This window comes from Citrobacter amalonaticus, assembly GCF_002918555.1.
Taxonomy (GTDB): Bacteria; Pseudomonadota; Gammaproteobacteria; order Enterobacterales; family Enterobacteriaceae; genus Citrobacter_C; species Citrobacter_C amalonaticus_A.
Map to the genome: position 1 here is coordinate 269,893 of NZ_PQMB01000005.1, position 15,405 is coordinate 285,297.

At 51.0% G+C, this 15,405-nt stretch carries 16 protein-coding genes, 1 tRNA gene and 2 other RNA genes; 6 read left to right on the plus strand and 13 right to left on the minus strand.

The window, feature by feature from the left end:
- Positions 1 to 53: 53 nt before the first annotated feature.
- Positions 54 to 1,349: an aromatic amino acid transport family protein gene (locus tag C3432_RS21130; RefSeq protein WP_103778583.1), complete on the plus strand. Its 1,296-nt coding sequence runs from the start codon at positions 54 to 56 to the stop codon at positions 1,347 to 1,349.
- Here the strand turns inward: C3432_RS21130 and C3432_RS21135 are convergent.
- The 6 genes from C3432_RS21135 to dppA form a co-directional block, all read right to left on the minus strand.
- Positions 1,290 to 2,579 (minus strand): sigma-54 interaction domain-containing protein, encoded by a 1,290-nt coding sequence (locus C3432_RS21135; RefSeq protein ID WP_258041638.1) that lies wholly within the window; start codon positions 2,577 to 2,579, stop codon positions 1,290 to 1,292. The genes C3432_RS21130 and C3432_RS21135 overlap by 60 nt on opposite strands.
- Before the next feature lie 274 nt (positions 2,580 to 2,853).
- Complete coding sequence (gene dppF / locus C3432_RS21140) at positions 2,854 to 3,858, minus strand: dipeptide ABC transporter ATP-binding subunit DppF (RefSeq protein WP_103778585.1); 1,005 nt, start codon at positions 3,856 to 3,858, stop codon at positions 2,854 to 2,856.
- The gene (gene dppD / locus C3432_RS21145; RefSeq protein ID WP_103778587.1) at positions 3,855 to 4,838 is read right to left on the minus strand and encodes a dipeptide ABC transporter ATP-binding protein; all 984 of its coding nucleotides are present in this window, start codon (positions 4,836 to 4,838) and stop codon (positions 3,855 to 3,857) included. The genes dppF and dppD overlap by 4 nt, the downstream gene beginning before the upstream one ends.
- Before the next feature lie 10 nt (positions 4,839 to 4,848).
- Positions 4,849 to 5,751 carry a dipeptide ABC transporter permease DppC gene (gene dppC / locus C3432_RS21150; RefSeq protein WP_103778589.1) on the minus strand — a complete coding sequence of 301 codons (903 nt, stop codon included), beginning with the start codon at positions 5,749 to 5,751 and terminating at the stop codon, positions 4,849 to 4,851.
- Between the two features lie 9 nt (positions 5,752 to 5,760).
- Complete coding sequence (dppB, locus tag C3432_RS21155) at positions 5,761 to 6,780, minus strand: dipeptide ABC transporter permease DppB (RefSeq protein ID WP_103778591.1); 1,020 nt, start codon at positions 6,778 to 6,780, stop codon at positions 5,761 to 5,763.
- 162 nt (positions 6,781 to 6,942) lie between these two features.
- The gene (gene dppA, locus C3432_RS21165) at positions 6,943 to 8,550 is read right to left on the minus strand and encodes a dipeptide ABC transporter periplasmic-binding protein DppA (RefSeq protein ID WP_103778595.1); all 1,608 of its coding nucleotides are present in this window, start codon (positions 8,548 to 8,550) and stop codon (positions 6,943 to 6,945) included.
- Positions 8,551 to 9,258: 708 nt separating this feature from the next.
- Here dppA and C3432_RS28090 point away from each other — a divergent pair.
- The 5 genes from C3432_RS28090 (at position 9,259) to C3432_RS21185 (ending at position 11,269) form a co-directional block, all read left to right on the plus strand.
- Positions 9,259 to 9,408 carry a hypothetical protein gene (locus C3432_RS28090; RefSeq protein WP_374755481.1) on the plus strand — a complete coding sequence of 50 codons (150 nt, stop codon included), beginning with the start codon at positions 9,259 to 9,261 and terminating at the stop codon, positions 9,406 to 9,408.
- Positions 9,372 to 9,674 (plus strand): hypothetical protein, encoded by a 303-nt coding sequence (locus tag C3432_RS28095; RefSeq protein WP_258041646.1) that lies wholly within the window; start codon positions 9,372 to 9,374, stop codon positions 9,672 to 9,674. Before C3432_RS28090 ends, C3432_RS28095 begins: the two co-directional genes overlap by 37 nt.
- Entirely contained in the window at positions 9,664 to 9,888 is a 225-nt protein-coding gene (locus tag C3432_RS28100) for a hypothetical protein (protein WP_258041640.1), read from the plus strand. Before C3432_RS28095 ends, C3432_RS28100 begins: the two co-directional genes overlap by 11 nt.
- 218 nt (positions 9,889 to 10,106) lie before the next feature.
- Positions 10,107 to 10,826 carry a hypothetical protein gene (locus C3432_RS21180; protein WP_103778597.1) on the plus strand — a complete coding sequence of 240 codons (720 nt, stop codon included), beginning with the start codon at positions 10,107 to 10,109 and terminating at the stop codon, positions 10,824 to 10,826.
- A 248-nt stretch (positions 10,827 to 11,074) separates the two neighbouring features.
- A complete protein-coding gene (locus tag C3432_RS21185) occupies positions 11,075 to 11,269 on the plus strand; it encodes a hypothetical protein (protein ID WP_103778599.1) in 195 nt (64 codons plus the stop codon).
- A 155-nt stretch (positions 11,270 to 11,424) separates the two neighbouring features.
- Here the strand turns inward: C3432_RS21185 and C3432_RS21190 are convergent, their stop codons facing one another.
- The 7 genes from C3432_RS21190 to C3432_RS21210 form a co-directional block, all read right to left on the minus strand.
- Entirely contained in the window at positions 11,425 to 13,392 is a 1,968-nt protein-coding gene (locus C3432_RS21190; protein ID WP_103778601.1) for an AlbA family DNA-binding domain-containing protein, read from the minus strand.
- A gap of 475 nt (positions 13,393 to 13,867) precedes the next feature.
- Positions 13,868 to 13,990, minus strand: a complete 123-nt coding sequence (locus tag C3432_RS28105; RefSeq protein WP_258041647.1) for a hypothetical protein — start codon at positions 13,988 to 13,990, stop codon at positions 13,868 to 13,870.
- Between the two features lie 101 nt (positions 13,991 to 14,091).
- Positions 14,092 to 14,196 (minus strand): hypothetical protein, encoded by a 105-nt coding sequence (locus tag C3432_RS28425; protein WP_374755482.1) that lies wholly within the window; start codon positions 14,194 to 14,196, stop codon positions 14,092 to 14,094.
- Positions 14,197 to 14,403: 207 nt separating this feature from the next.
- On the minus strand, positions 14,404 to 14,586 hold the full coding sequence (locus tag C3432_RS28430) for a hypothetical protein (protein ID WP_374755483.1): 183 nt from the start codon (positions 14,584 to 14,586) through the stop codon (positions 14,404 to 14,406).
- Between the two features lie 322 nt (positions 14,587 to 14,908).
- Positions 14,909 to 15,042: non-coding RNA, RtT sRNA (locus tag C3432_RS21200), on the minus strand.
- Between the two features lie 32 nt (positions 15,043 to 15,074).
- A non-coding RNA gene (locus tag C3432_RS21205) (RtT sRNA) lies at positions 15,075 to 15,208 on the minus strand.
- A 32-nt stretch (positions 15,209 to 15,240) separates the two neighbouring features.
- Positions 15,241 to 15,317 (minus strand) — tRNA-Pro (locus C3432_RS21210).
- Positions 15,318 to 15,405: the final 88 nt, after the last annotated feature.

The following is a 15,405-nucleotide window of genomic DNA, read 5'->3' on the forward strand; positions in this document are numbered from 1 at the left end:
GCTATACGCTTCATCCCTCCCCGGAATGAAGCGTATTTTGGGCAGGGGGCTCTATGCAGGACAACACATTACAATTAAGCAGCAACGCGACCACCGCAGCTTTCTCAGGAAAACTACCGTTTACGAAATACGATTTTGGCTGGGTGCTATTGTGCATCGGCATGGCTATCGGCGCCGGAACGGTACTGATGCCGGTGCAAATCGGGCTAAAAGGGATTTGGGTTTTTATTACTGCGTTTATTATCGCTTACCCTGCCACTTATATCGTGCAGGATATTTATTTAAAGACGCTCTCTGAGAGCGAAACCTGTAATGATTACACCGATATTATCAGTCATTACCTGGGGAAAAACTGGGGGGTATTCCTCGGCGTAATCTACTTTTTGATGATTATCCACGGCATTTTTATCTACTCCTTATCCGTGGTTTTCGACAGCGCATCGTACATTAAAACCTTTGGCCTGACCGGGGCCGATCTTTCACAATCTGTCGTCTATAAAGTGGCGATCTTCACCGTACTGGTGGCTATCGCTTCCGGCGGAGAAAAGCTGTTGTTTAAGATCTCCGGCCCGATGGTGGTGGTGAAGGTGGGCATTATCCTGATATTCGGCTTTGCGATGATCCCACACTGGAACTTCGGCAACATCACGGCGTTTCCACAGGCGTCGGTCTTCTTCCGCGATGTGCTGCTCACCGTTCCCTTTTGCTTTTTTTCGGCGGTCTTTATTCAGGTCCTGAACCCGATGAACATCGCCTACCGCAAGCGCGTGGCCGACCGGGTGCTGGCGACGCGAATGGCGATTCGCACCCACCGCATCAGCTACATCACGCTGATAACGGTGATCCTGTTCTTCTCATTCTCGTTTACCTTTTCTATCAGCCACGCAGAGGCCGTCTCTGCCTTTGAACAGAATATTTCTGCGCTGGCGCTGGCCGCCCAGGTCATTCCCGGACAAATCATTCACATTACCTCGACGGTACTGAATATCTTCGCCGTCCTCACCGCCTTCTTCGGTATTTATCTGGGTTTTCATGAGGCGATTAAGGGCATCATTCTCAACGTCCTCAGCCGGGCATTCGACGTGGAGAAGATCAATCCGCTGCTGCTGGCGCTGGGTATCTGTACCTTTATTGTTATCACGCTGGTGATCTGGGTTTCGTTTCGCGTCTCCGTGCTGGTGTTTTTCCAGTTGGGCAGCCCGCTGTATGGCATTGTGTCGTGCATTATCCCCTTTTTCCTGATCTACAAAGTCAGGCAGCTGGAAAAACTGCGCGGCCTGAAAACCTGGCTAATTCTGCTGTATGGGATCCTGCTGTGCCTGTCGCCGCTCCTGAAGCTGATTGAATAACCCCTTCTGCGCCGTCGACCCCGGCGGCGCCTGGCTGACCTCCTCCAGCTGATAGCTGCGTATTTTATTCAGCACCGTCGTGTGCGACACCCCCAGCGCTTTGGCAATATGCCGGGAGGACACGTTCTCCTCTACCATCTGCTCAATCAGCCGCCGTTCGGCGTGCTGCATCTGCTCTTTAAAGGGTCTTGCGGAATGCTTCGGCAGCGTTTGCGACACGTCCGAAATCCCCAGTTCATCACAGGTGATGACATCGCTTTCGGACATCAGCATCAGGCGGATAATGGTGTTTTCCAGTTCACGGACATTACCCGGCCAGCGGTGGTGATGTAGCGCTTCAAAGCAGGCTTTATCCAGTATCAGTCGCCGTTGAAACTCTCTGGCATATTTCTGCACAAAATGGCGAATCAACAAGGTGATATCTGAAGGACGCTCCCGCAACGGCGGGATTGTGAGCGCCAGAACGTTAATGCGATACCAGAGATCGGCACGCAGCAGACGCCGCTCAACCATCTCTTCCAGATTCGCATTGGTGGCGACAATAATACGCGCATTAACCGGGATCACCTGCGCCCCGCCCACACGGCGGATCCCTCCATCCTGTAACACCCGCAGCAGTTTAGCCTGCAAATTCAGCGGCATTTCGCCAAACTCATCAAGGAACAGCGTTCCCTTATCGGCCATTTCAAACAGCCCTTTTTTCCCTTTGCTATCCGCCCCGCTGAATGCCCCTTTTTCATAGCCAAAAAGCTCACTCTCCATGAGCATTTCAGGCAGCGTTGCACAGTTGACGGGAATAAACGGATAGAAGCGTCGCTGCCCGGAATTATGGATAGCACGGGCCAGCAGCTCCTTACCGGTTCCCGTCTCACCACGAATCAGGACGGTATATTTGCTGTCGGCAATTTTTAGCGCTTTTTCAATCAGCGCCTGCATACTCTGGCTACTGCAAATAATGTCAGAAAAATAGCGCGGGGGCGTCACGGGCGATGCCAGTGCTGAAATATCCTCAGAGAGATAAGCCACATTAATAATGTCTGCGTACTGAGTTAAGCAGGTCTGTACGCTGGCAATATCCTGCAGGTGACGACACCAGGATTTTATCAGGATCCTCCCTGGCGTCACCTTCATGGAGATAATATTAATGTCGCGGCAGGAGAATTCCTTGAGGACATCCTCAACCATTGAGAGGCGATCAATTGTTTTAATATCCCAGCGTATCGTGACCACGTTAGCTCCCGATATTTCTGTGACGATCAGGATCCTGCTTACATTCTATATTCTCAATAGTTCAAGTTGCGGGATAAAACGGCGTAGTCGTTTTGAACAGGACTTGCGCTGACCCGAAGGCCGGGTAACAAAGCCAGCGCACCGGCAACGTGAAGTATGACGAGTATAGTCCTAAAAGAATAATGTTCTGCAAATAGACTCACATTGTGTGATCTAAAAGAGAAATATAAAAAACCGGAGCACAAGGCTCCGGTTATGAGGCAATAACCGCAGGTTATTGCTGTGGGTTTTCATCCTGATCGACCGCAAAGCAGGCCACCAGTTGACCACCGTACTCTTTCAGCTGTGGCTGCAACTGCGTGCAGAGGCCAAAGCGACGGCGACAGCGGGCGTTGAATGCACATCCCGGCGGCGGATTCAGCGGGCTTGGCAGCTCGCCGGTCAGCTTGATACGCTCACGGCGATCGTCCGGGTTCAGGCGCGGCGTGGCGGAGAGCAACGCCTGGGTGTACGGATGGCGTGGGTTATTGAAGATTTGATCCTTGGTCCCTTTCTCCACGCAGCGCCCCAGGTACATCACCATCACTTCATCAGCGATGTGCTCCACCACCGACAGATCGTGCGAGATGAAGACGTAAGAAAGCCCCAGCTCCTGTTGCAGGTCCATCATCAGGTTCAGCACCTGTGCGCGAACGGAAACATCGAGCGCCGAGACAGGCTCGTCGGCAATCACCACGTCCGGGTCGAGCATCAGACCACGGGCGATAGCAATACGCTGACGCTGACCACCGGAAAACATATGCGGATAGCGATCGTAGTGCTCCGTTTTCAGTCCCACTTTTGCCATCATCGCCAGCGCTTTTTCCCGGCGCTGCTCTTTGCTCAGACTGGTGTTAATCAGCAGTGGCTCTTCCAGAATCTGCCCCACCTTTTTACGCGGGTTCAGGGAACCATACGGGTTCTGGAACACAATCTGGATTTTCTGCCGACGCAGCTTCTGCGCGTGCGGATCGTGTTTAAGTAAGTCCTGTCCCTGCCAGTACAGCTCGCCACCGGTTGGGGTTTCAATCATCGTCAGCAGGCGGCCCAGCGTGGATTTACCGCAGCCGGATTCCCCCACCACCGCCAGCGTTTTGCCCCTCTCCAGAGTAAACGACACGCCGTCCAGCGCTTTCACCAGCCGTTCAGGAGAAAATATCCCCTTCTTCACCGGGTAATGTTTTTTCAGATCGATGGCCCGCAACAGCGGCTGTTGCAAGGTGGCCTCGTGCGTACTCATAGTGTGGGCCTCCCGGCATCATCAAGTGGATAGTGACATTTCGACTGACGACCGCCATCAAGCAGGTTCAGCGAGGGTTCTTCACTGCGGCATTTGTCTGTGGCATACGGGCAGCGCGGATTCAGCAGACAGCCATTCGGCCGATCGTATTTCCCCGGTACAACGCCCGACAGCGAAGCCAGCCGCGCTTTGTCCTGCGCAAATTCCGGCAACGCGCGCAGCAGCGCCTGAGTGTATGGGTGACGCGGGGCGCGGAAAATATCGTGCGCATCGCCCGTTTCCACCACCTGACCGGCATACATCACGATAATTTTGTGTGCCGCCTCCGCCACCAGTGCCAGGTCATGAGTAATCAGCACCAGCGCCATGTTCTCTTTCTGCTGCAACTCCAGCAGCAGCTCGATGATTTGCGCCTGAATGGTGACATCCAGCGCGGTTGTTGGCTCATCGGCAATCAGCAGCTTAGGCCGACAGGCAATCGCCATGGCGATCATCACGCGCTGGCTCATCCCACCGGAGAGCTGGTGCGGATAAACGTCCAGACGCGACGCCGGATCAGGGATCCCCACCAGATTCAGCAGGTCAATCGCCCGCTGACGGCGGGTTTTCTTGTTGCCGCCCTGATGCACCTTAATGGCTTCCATAATCTGGAAACCCACGGTGTAGCACGGGTTCAGGCTGGTCATTGGGTCCTGGAAAATCATCGCCACTTCGGCGCCCACCAGGTTGCGGCGCTCTTTTTCAGAGATACGTTTCAGATCCTGACCGTTAAAGACCAGATTTTCGGCATTCACGCGGCCCGGATAATCAATCAGCCCCATAATCGCCAGCGAGCTGACCGATTTACCCGAACCAGACTCCCCGACGATCCCGACCACTTCACCCTGATTCACGCTGTAGCTAATACGGTCCACGGCGCGGAATTCGCTGCCTTCGTCGCCGAAGTGCACCGATAATTGATCTACATTTAATAACGCCATCTCGAACCTCTTACTGCTTCAGTTTGGGATCGAGCGCATCACGCAAACCGTCACCCATCAGGTTAAATGCCAGCACCGTCAGCAGGATCGCCAGACCCGGGAAGGTGACGACCCACCAGGCACTTTGCGCGAACTGCAACACGTCGGAGAGCATGGTGCCCCACTCCGGTGTTGGCGGCTGCGCCCCCATGCCAAGGAAGCCAAGAGCGGCCATATCGAGAATGGCGTTAGAGAAGCCAAGCGATGCCTGAACAATCAACGGCGCAAGGCAGTTCGGGAAAATATTGACGAACATCTGACGCATCGCCCCGGCTCCCGCCACGCGGGAAGCGGTCACATAATCGCGGTTCACCTCCACCAGCACCGCGGCGCGGGTGAGACGAACGTAGTGCGGGAGCGCCACGAACGTCAGCGCCAGCGCGGCGTTGCCAATAGAGGGGCCGAAGACGGCCACCAGCACCAACGCAAGCAGCAGGCTCGGCAGCGCCAGCATGATATCGACCACGCGCATGATGATGTTATCGACGATACCGCCGAAATAGCCTGCGATCAGACCAAGCACAACCCCCATCACCAGCGACAGCACCACGACCAGACAGCCGACCAGCAGCGACAGGCGTGCGCCATACATCAGCCGTGACAACACGTCACGGCCCACATCATCGGTACCCAGCAGATGCGCAAGGCTGCCGCCCTCCTGCCACGCCGGTGGCGCCAGCAGCACATCGCGGAACTGATCCGCAGGGTTATATGGCGCGAGGAAATTCGCAAAAACCGCAATCAGGATCATGATGGCGACGTAGACCAGCCCCACCACCGCCCCTTTGTTGCGCTTGAAGTAGTGCCAGAATTCCTGCAGCGGGGTCATCGGAACCGGCGCAGCAATCACTTTATTTTCAGTAATCTGTGACATGACGGCCCCTTACTTCTTATGCCGGATACGCGGGTTCACCACGCCGTATAGCAGGTCGACCAGCAGGTTGACGAGAATAATCATCGTCGCCACCAGCAGCACCCCACCCTGCACCACCGGATAATCACGGCGCTGCAATGCATCAATCAGCCAGCGTCCCAGACCAGGCCACGAGAAGATGGTTTCGGTCAGAATCGCGCCAGCCAGCAGCGTGCCAACCTGCAAACCAATCACCGTTACCACTGGCAGCATCGCATTTCGCAGAGCGTGAATGACGATGACGCGCATCCTTGTGAGTCCTTTGGCGCGCGCGGTACGGATGTAGTCTTCGCCCAGCACTTCCAGCATCGACGAACGGGTCATACGCACAATCACCGCCAGAGGAATGGTGCCGAGCACCATTGCGGGCAGGATCATATGCGCTACGGCATCAATAAAGTTGCCCTCTTCACCCCAGATGGCGGTGTCGATCAGCATAAATCCGGTGAGCGGGTTAGTATCATCAAGGAACACAATGTCGCTTACCCGCCCGGAAACCGGCGTCAGGTTCCAGTGAACGGAAACCAGCATGATCAGCATCATGCCCCACCAGAAGATAGGCATGGAATAACCGGTCAGCGCAAGACCAACGGCAGTGTGATCGAAAACCGAACCGCGCTTGACGGCAGCCAGCACGCCAACGGGAATGCCTACCGCCGTGGCAAAAATCATCGCGCAGACGCCCAGTTCCAGCGTCGCTTTAAAACGCGGTACGAACTCGTCCCACACAGGGATTCGACTTTTTAATGAGATCCCTAAATCGCCATGCATAACCCCCCAGATATAATGGAGGTATTGCTGCCACATTGGCTTATCAAGACCAAGCTCAGCCAGCAGTTGAGCATGGCGCTCAGGGGAGATACCACGTTCACCTGCCATGATCATCACCGGATCGCCGGGGATCATATGGACAAAGGCAAAGGTGAGAAGGGTGATACCGATAAACGTGGGGATGACAAGTCCCAAACGTCGGAGAACGAACTGCAACATAACCCGGATTCTCTCTAATGACGCACGGCCTGGAACAGTGCGTCTGTATTGCTCACAAATCTTATCCCCTCCTTTATGCAAGAAGGGGATAAAGCATTACTGCCAGGTCGCGCCGTGCGGGCCGACTTAACGGAGCACAGCGCTTCCTGGTGTTGCTTTTAATTATTCGACAGAGGCAGTTTCGAAGTGGTGTTTACCTAATGGATCCACCACATAGCCTTTGACCTCTTTACGCACGGGTTCGTACACGGTGGAGTGAGCGATGATCAGCGCAGGCGCCTGGTCATGCATCACAACCTGAGCCTGTTTGTAGAGTTCAACACGCTTGTTGTGGTCGTCGGTCGCGCGCGCCGGTTGAATCAGATCTTCAAACGGCTTGTAGCACCAGCGAGAGTAGTTGGAACCGTCTTTCGCCGCAGCACAGCTGAACAGGGTCGCGAAGAAGTTATCCGGATCCCCGTTGTCGCCGGTCCAGCCCATCATCACACTCTGATGCTCACCCGCTTTAGCACGCTTGAGGTACTCACCCCACTCGTAGGTGACGATGTTGGCTTTTACGCCCACTTTCGCCCAGTCAGCCTGAATCATCTCTGCCATACGGCGAGCGTTCGGGTTGTAGGGACGCTGTACCGGCATCGCCCACAGGTCAATGGTAAAGCCATCCGCATGGCCTGCTTCTTTCAGCAGCGCTTTGGCTTTTTCCGGATCGTAGGTGTAGTCTTTAACGTCGTCGTTATAGCCCCACATGGTTGGCGGGATCAGGTTCTTCGCGGCAACGCCCGCCCCCTGGTAAACCGCCTTGATGATCGCCTCTTTGTTCACCGCGTAGGTCAGCGCCTGACGCACTTTCACGTCATCAAACGGTTTCTTCTCGGTGTTGAAAGAGAGGTAGCCGACGTTCAGACCCGCCTGCTCCAGCAGATTGATATTTTTGTCCTGCTTCATGCGTGCGATGTCTGCCGGGTTCGGGTACGGCATCACCTGGCACTCGTTCTTCTGCAGTTTGGCATAACGCACGGAGGCGTCAGGCGTTATGGAGAAGACCAGACGGTCGATCTGCGGCCTGGTGCCCCAGTAGCCGTCAAACGCTTTGTAGAGGATACGAGAGTCTTTCTGGTACTGCTGTAGCTGGAATGGTCCGGTACCGATTGGGTTCAGATCCACTTTCTCCGGCGTACCGGCCTTCAGCATGTTATCGGCGTACTCTTTAGAAAGAATAGAGGCGAAATCCATTGCCAGGTCGGCGAGGAACGGCGCTTCCGGACGCGTCAGGACGAACTGAACGGTGTTATCGTCCACCTTTTTCACTTCGCTTATCAGGTCTGGCAGGCCCATCCCTTCGAAGTATTCATAGCTGCCGCCGGATACCTTATGGTACGGGTTCTGGGTGTTTTTCTGACGATCGAAAGAGAACACCACGTCATCAGCGTTCAGGTCGCGCGTCGGTTTAAAGTCTTTGTTGTCCTGCCACTTCACGCCCTGGCGCAGGTGGAAGGTGTAAGTTTTACCGTCTTCGCTGACTTCCCACTTCTCAGCGAGGCCCGGGATCACTTCAGTGGTACCGATTTTGAATTCCACCAGGCGGTTATAGATGGGTACAGAACTGGCGTCATAGGTTGTGCCAGAGGTAAACAGCTGTGGGTTGAAGCCCTCAGGAGATCCTTCTGAACAATAAACCAGAGTTTTAGCCTGTACGCTTGCGGCGCAGGTCATAGCCACCAGGCTCAGACCAAGCTTCAGCATCCCTGACTTCTTCAAGGAAATACTCATTCTTCTGCTCCAAATGTGATGTTTGTTGTTTTACCCTTTGCAGTGGGTTTGCACCGCCTGGCCTTTTTTGTTTTTTGCCCGACCGGGTTGGCGTTATGAGGTAGGGATTCCGTTCACATAAACGACTGAGTTGCAGCGCGGATTCTCCATAAAATGCCCCTCATGCCCTACAATCTGTCAACAGAATGTGAAAACGTCAATACAGGCAACCGTGATTTACGTTAACGGTGAGAATTGGCAAACAAAGATTAAAAAAACTTCAGCCCCCTATTTTCAGCAGAGAAATTTATGCTACGCGCTTAACACCAGGATAAACATCTTAATATTTCGCAACATTTGGTGATTAACGTTTGAGCAGATTCTGAAAAATTTCTGAAAAAATGGTGCATATGTGAGCGATTAATATCACGAACGCTAAAACGCACAGCGGAAAATGCTGGTGCCAGTCATAAGTAACGCAAAAAAAAATTTAAGCAAAGATAAAAAAAGACAATGGAATATGTCACAGAATCGTTAAGTAACAGTGAGAAGTGGGGCGCAGTTTGTTGCAAAGAAAAGGAGGGTTCGCCATGTTGCCTGATGGCGATTCGTTGACCAGACCTGGAACGCCCACAAATGCAAATCCTTGGCCCATATGCCGCGCAGATCAACGACATCCGACATCTGACATCTGACATCTGACATCTGACGGGGCGTTTTAATAGTACGTTGACAAACAAGCTGCTGGTATTTGTCGACGAATCCGAAATGACGGAATCTGGATGCGCGGACAGACTGAAAGCCATCATCAGTGAACCAGTCTTTAACCTTGAACGTCAGGGATGGAACCGGAGCCTGTCCCCAACTGCGCACGGATGATCTTCGCCAGTAATCACGAGCAGGTAATCCGGGCCGGATTGTATGAACGCCGTTTTCTGATACTGGAGCCAGGCGCTCGCCGTATTATGGACAAAAATTATTTTGATCGGCTGCATCGCTGGCTGGGCAAAGACGGCATAGCCCAACTGCTTCGCTGGTTACTACATCTGGACCTGACAGGCTTCGATCCCCGCCGCGTTCCCATGACTCAGGCGTTAAGAGAAGATCGCCAGCCTACCGATGGTGCATCAGTTTATGCTGGTTGAACTTGAAACCTCGCGGTCATTCAGCGGCATGGCACGTCTGACGTCCACCGAACTGGTGGAAAGGTTTTTGCTCTGGAGTACAACTCATCTTCTTCAACTGTCTCAGGCTGCTGCCAGAGCAATAAGCGGCAAGCTGATGCAACGGCCAGGCATCCCGGTACAGGGGCGCTCAGGCAGGGGGATCGAACTGCCGGAGGGGGATGTGCTGCGTTAGCGGTTTGCAGCAATGCTGGGGGAAACGATAGATACGATGTTTGGTTAATATATAAACTTAGATTTGACAAAGAATTTTGTGTCAAAAGCAAGCTCTGGTAGGGGTACTCACAACGTTCAGGTATTATAATGTCGCGTGACTGAGCATCAGGCAATAAGTAGAGAACCACGTGTTTTGAACGTAGAATTTCCTAATAAGTGTTAGCAAATAGAGGCTCTATGGAAGATTTAGCATGTAGTTGGTCACCGAATTTGATCGTTGAACTTATAAAAAGCATTGCCTGGCCAGTAGTCGTTCTTCTCATTGGGTTCAGTTTTCGAACTCGAATCGTTGAAGTGGCACGTTCTTTTTTTTCTAAAAATATGGTATCAGAGATATCCGCTACAGTATCAGGTGTATCGGCAAAATTTGTGGCGGCAAAACAATCAATAGAAGTATTGGAAACAGCTAGTTCTAATACAGCGAATTTGCCGAAAAACATGAGCATTGAAGCTATAAAGGAAAGACATGAACAGTACAAAACAGAATTTAGTGAGGAGCTATATCAAGCGATAATTAAACACACATCCTCTTTAAATGTTGACAATGAAGTAAAGATTGAATTGTTGGCGCGTGAAGCATCTCTTTTTCAAAGTGCAATACGATATTTTAGTATAAATAAGGTGTTGTTTCGCTCACAATACAATTTATTCTATATTATAGCTAGTAATGATAGCTATATTCGTGAGGAAGATGCATATCTGCATTTTGAAACAATAAAGAAAAACAATAAAGAAGTATTCGTGGATTGGGACTGGATTAAATATATCGCATATCCAGTTAGCAATGAGCTTATCTATAAAGATGATGATGGTTATAAACTCACTCCGACAGGAAGATCGTATGTAGCTTTTATGTCAAAGAATCCGCAATTGATCGACGAACTTGCAAAGTTATAGCTATAGGTAACGTCCGCTATGCCTCGCTCAAGTCTGGCAATGAGCCACCTTATAACAGGTAAGTGCTGTGAGTTTAACCGGCAATAAAAAAGTGAAATTTCTTAATTGTTTTTTAGTTGTTTTATATCCGAATCAATACCACTATTCTTTTCAGAAGGCTCGATGAAACGTTCATAATAATGATTTATTATTTTATCTTGAAAATTTCTTTCTGGTGCATTTCTTTTAAAAAAAGAAAGGAGAACATCATGAACCTCACACCAGATAAACCTACAGCCAGAGATCTCCTGGACCTCTGCCGTATCCTGACGCATTCCATGCTTGAGATCGATGAACATGGTCCCAACTATGTCCATCTCCTCGCCGCTCAGCTTCATTTACTATACGAAGCATTTAAAGAAGCCGAGGAACGGGAAATGCGGCGTGAAAGGCTACCGGAATAACAACAGATCGGGGTAACGCACTGCCAGCTAAGGTGAACAACGCTGTAAGTTCACCTTAGCTGTATTGTGAGCGGAAGGGAATGGCTTTAAGGGAGAACGGTCCTGCCCGAAAAGGCCAAAAGGCCGCCTGTGCCAGGAGCCTAATGAGAGTAAGACTAAGCGAGCGTATACCCTTGTCTTGGCGAATTAGGCTTGTTAGGAAACGCCTGCTTCAGTTGTTTTGAATCCACCATAGGTTTTAAGTAATTCTGGCGAATACTCTGCGCTTTACGCCCCAACAATATTTCCATTACCGCGACAGACAAGTAGTGTCCATTGCACAACTGGACAAGCAGTTCCTTCATCACCCCGGCTTCCAGCCGACGGTGCTCCCGCGATGGCGCAGCTAACGCTTCAAGTACATCCCGAAATCCATCACTTAATGCGTCAAGATCATCAATAAACGGTTTATCTAGCAAGTGACTGATAAACCGACCGTGTTCATCTCTTCCCTGATGGCTCTCCACTAAGTCAGGATCACTATGCGTTAAGCTGATGTCACTATGCGTTAAGTCCTGTGCGTTATGCGTTAAGTTCGATGTAGAGCTTAACGCATTAGCGAAGACTTCTTCCGGAGACGGCAACTCCATTCCGGGTAAGCTGTATGATTTATCTCGCTTTTCACCACTAGCGACAAGAAAAGCCTTATCCACTAACTTTGGAAATGCCAGGGTGACATCTCGAGAATGTCTGCTTGTTAGCTGACATGCTCTCTCATGGTTTACCCAACCTTCTGTCGCTGCCGTAATAACGATCATTCGTTCGAGATCATCAAGCAGATGAAAACGTTGGCCAAATAAATCATCAAGCCGTTCAGTAACCTCCTGTGATACAAGGCTTACCGTTGACAGCTCAAGCAGCGTTTGTTCGGAGGGCTCCGTTTTCTCATACAACTTTGGTGTACGCCAGTTTGCCCATTTCCAGCCGCTCATAATTTTGGGCACACCAGAGCCTGCACGCTCACCTGCGCCAATCATTAAGAACATCTGGTGCATACGGCGATTACGGCAGTCACTTTCCCCGCCCTTCACTGCGATTTCCGGCGGTATCCTCATCAGCCCAGGATTACGGAAGCCAAAAAGATCCGGCCGTCTGACCACTAAAATGGAGCTTCGCCCCGTGTAATCAGCATGTACCAGGGTGTTAACAAGCGCTTCACGGATAGCTTCATGAACTTTGGTCTCATCCAGCCGAATGCCGTCCTGCAATTCAAAAGGCACCTTAAGGTCAGTAATGAGTTTTCGATATGTCCGGCGGTAAAAATCGAAAATATTGCCTGACCATGAACCATCCGGATAGATGCGGTCGATCCAGCGGGAATCAGGTTGAGTGTCATCCCGCTCACGGTAATCAACGAAATAATTTGGAACCGCGTCCTGAATGGCATTCCAGGTACCAAACATCAGGATACCCGCAAGAGTGATACCTTCTTCCCCGCTCTGACGGTTTTTGCGCCAGCCACCGATGTTCCTGAATAAATCGATGATATCCAGCTCCAGCCAAGGATGCTGAGGCTTCGCAACTGCAAAGAGGTTACGGTAGGCGCGCAAACTGTCCTGATCGATATCGCTGAAATCAAACCCGACCAGGATACGGTCATCACGACTATCCTCGACCTGCTCCGCGAGCATTCTTTTGATTTGTTCTTCAGAACAGTGGCAATCCCCTTCATGGCGACGGATGTATGTTTCCATCATCGGCTGGTTATTGAGATAGACCGGCTTTTGCTCACGTCTTGCTACGGGGATCTCAATGACAATAACCGCTTTATTATCAAGATTGATGATCTGTACCGATTGATCGGTCAGTAAATTGACATTTACTTTTTTCTTGTTGTTTGCAATATCAAACAGTTGCTTCGTAACGGTAGCAATATCGCAGATCCCTTCAACGATAAAGTTCCCTTTCTTTTCCCTGACGCCCAGCACGACATAACCACCACGGGTATTCGCCATCGCGCTGTATGTTCGCCAGAAATCCTCCGGCAGCTTACCTTTACCATCCACTCCCTGCGCCAGCTTAAACTCCAGTTCAACTGATTCAGAAAGCGTTTGTAAGTCCAACAAATCACTGACAGGAAACATAATCGGGTCGGCACCTGTTTAATTTAACAATCCAGGAAGGGAGAAGGACAACCTGAGCGAATAGTTAACCGTATTATCAATACAAACGCCTGCGGTGCATCCAAAATTTCAGTATCAGTCTCAAAACGCATAATACACCATGCTCTCGAATGAGAGATAAAACCATTAATTATCAAAATACTACAATAAATCATTACTTGGACATTGCATCCTGAATGCTATGTTTATACCAACTATTGCAGTGAAAGAGCACTCAGGTGAGGCATGAAAAAAGGCAGTTGCCGAAAAAAATGATCGCGCACACTTGAAGTTTATCCTGTATGTCTGCGCCAAAACGGTGACAGACACCAGTACGTGCGTCAATCGTTACAAAAAGGAGGAATGAACAGTACCGGAGGCGGATCACGACAATCCGGGGGCATCCCTGCTGACGCAGGCGACCTACAAACCGTGCAGTACCGTACCCCGCCATACCTCAACTCTCGCCTTCCAGCGCAACGGTACCGTTCAGCATGGCGCAGCTAAACAGGAGTTGAGCATTTTTATTTTTCATCAAGACACGAAAGTCCAAATCGCCCCGTTGCCACTCGATCCACATAGTTTCCCCACCAGACCATAATTTCCCGTCGCTGCTCAAGGTAATTTGACCGGTTGTAAGCCCGTCGAACTTCGTTGATATCCATGTGCGCCAGAGCCGATTCAATGACATCCGATGGAAAGCCCGACCAACACGGCCACCGGATTAACCACAATCAGTCCCGCATTCATAGCAAAGTCCATCACTTCGTTAATCCGTTGCGTCATCCGCTTTACGGTTTTCAGCTTACCGCCTGCGCGACAGGGTTCCAGCGCTACAATAACCTGCTATGCCGTGAATTCATCAAGTTGACCTCCCCGATGCAAGGAAACACATACCGGTTTAACGAGTTCCAGATACCCTGCAAAGTACGGGGTTTCAGCCCCGCCGCTTTTTTCAGTTCATACCAGTTTGCAGCGACATTTTTAAACGTATTATCCCTGGTGCGGCGGGCTCTCTCCTGGCTGGCACGCTGCTCTTCGAGCGGGTCGATATATTTTGCCAGTAGACTTTTGGCATTGTCTCGCAGGATCAGCCAGCGTCACTGCCGGATAAGAGCCAAAGCTCATCATGCCGCGTTTCCGGCTATGTGGTTTGTAGTAGCGAAAGCGCCACAATTTTGAACCGAAAGGTGTGATTTGTAACTCACGTCATAAAGCACGATAGCTTTATCTACAGCCTTGCCGTTTTTGATTTCAACAGGGCTAAGTGGTCTGATTTGCCTGGACATTGTCGTTCCTCCGCAAGCAGCGATGCGTAGACATAGAGAAAAAACCTGCTAGTTTCGTTATGCCTTGTCGCATGCCTAAAACGGTGAATTTCAATGTAATCACATGGTGGGATATGAGCAATAAAAAACAGCAGATTACAATAACGTGCTGTTTTTATTAGAAATAAAATCATTTTATAATTCTTCATAACTAACATTTTTTGAGAGTTTGGTCGGTGATAGAGGATGACTCGCCACTTCGTGACTCGCCCTGCAGGCCGTTGCTGACGCAACGTTCTCTCGCTCTGCTCGAGTCGAACCTCTTGCCCCCGGAGGTTCTTATCCTCTTTGGGCGCTAAAGCAAAAAGCCCTGCTCGTTGAGCAGGGCTTTGAATTTGGTCGGTGACAGAGGATGACTCGCCACTTCGTGGCTCGCCCTGCGGGCCGTTGCTGAGGCAACGTTCTCTCGCTCTGCTCGAGTCGAACCTCTTGCCCCCGGAGGTTCTTATCCTCTTTGGGCGCTAAAGCAAAAAGCCCTGCTCGTTGAGCAGGGCTTTGAATTTGGTCGGTGATAGAGGATTCGAACCTCCGACCCCTTCGTCCCGAACGAAGTGCGCTACCAGGCTGCGCCAATCACCGAATGCGGGGCGCATCTTACTGCTGAGATGCGCCTTCGTCAATCACTTCGTCGCAAAATGCCTTTCGATCGACGAGAAAGTCGGCAACA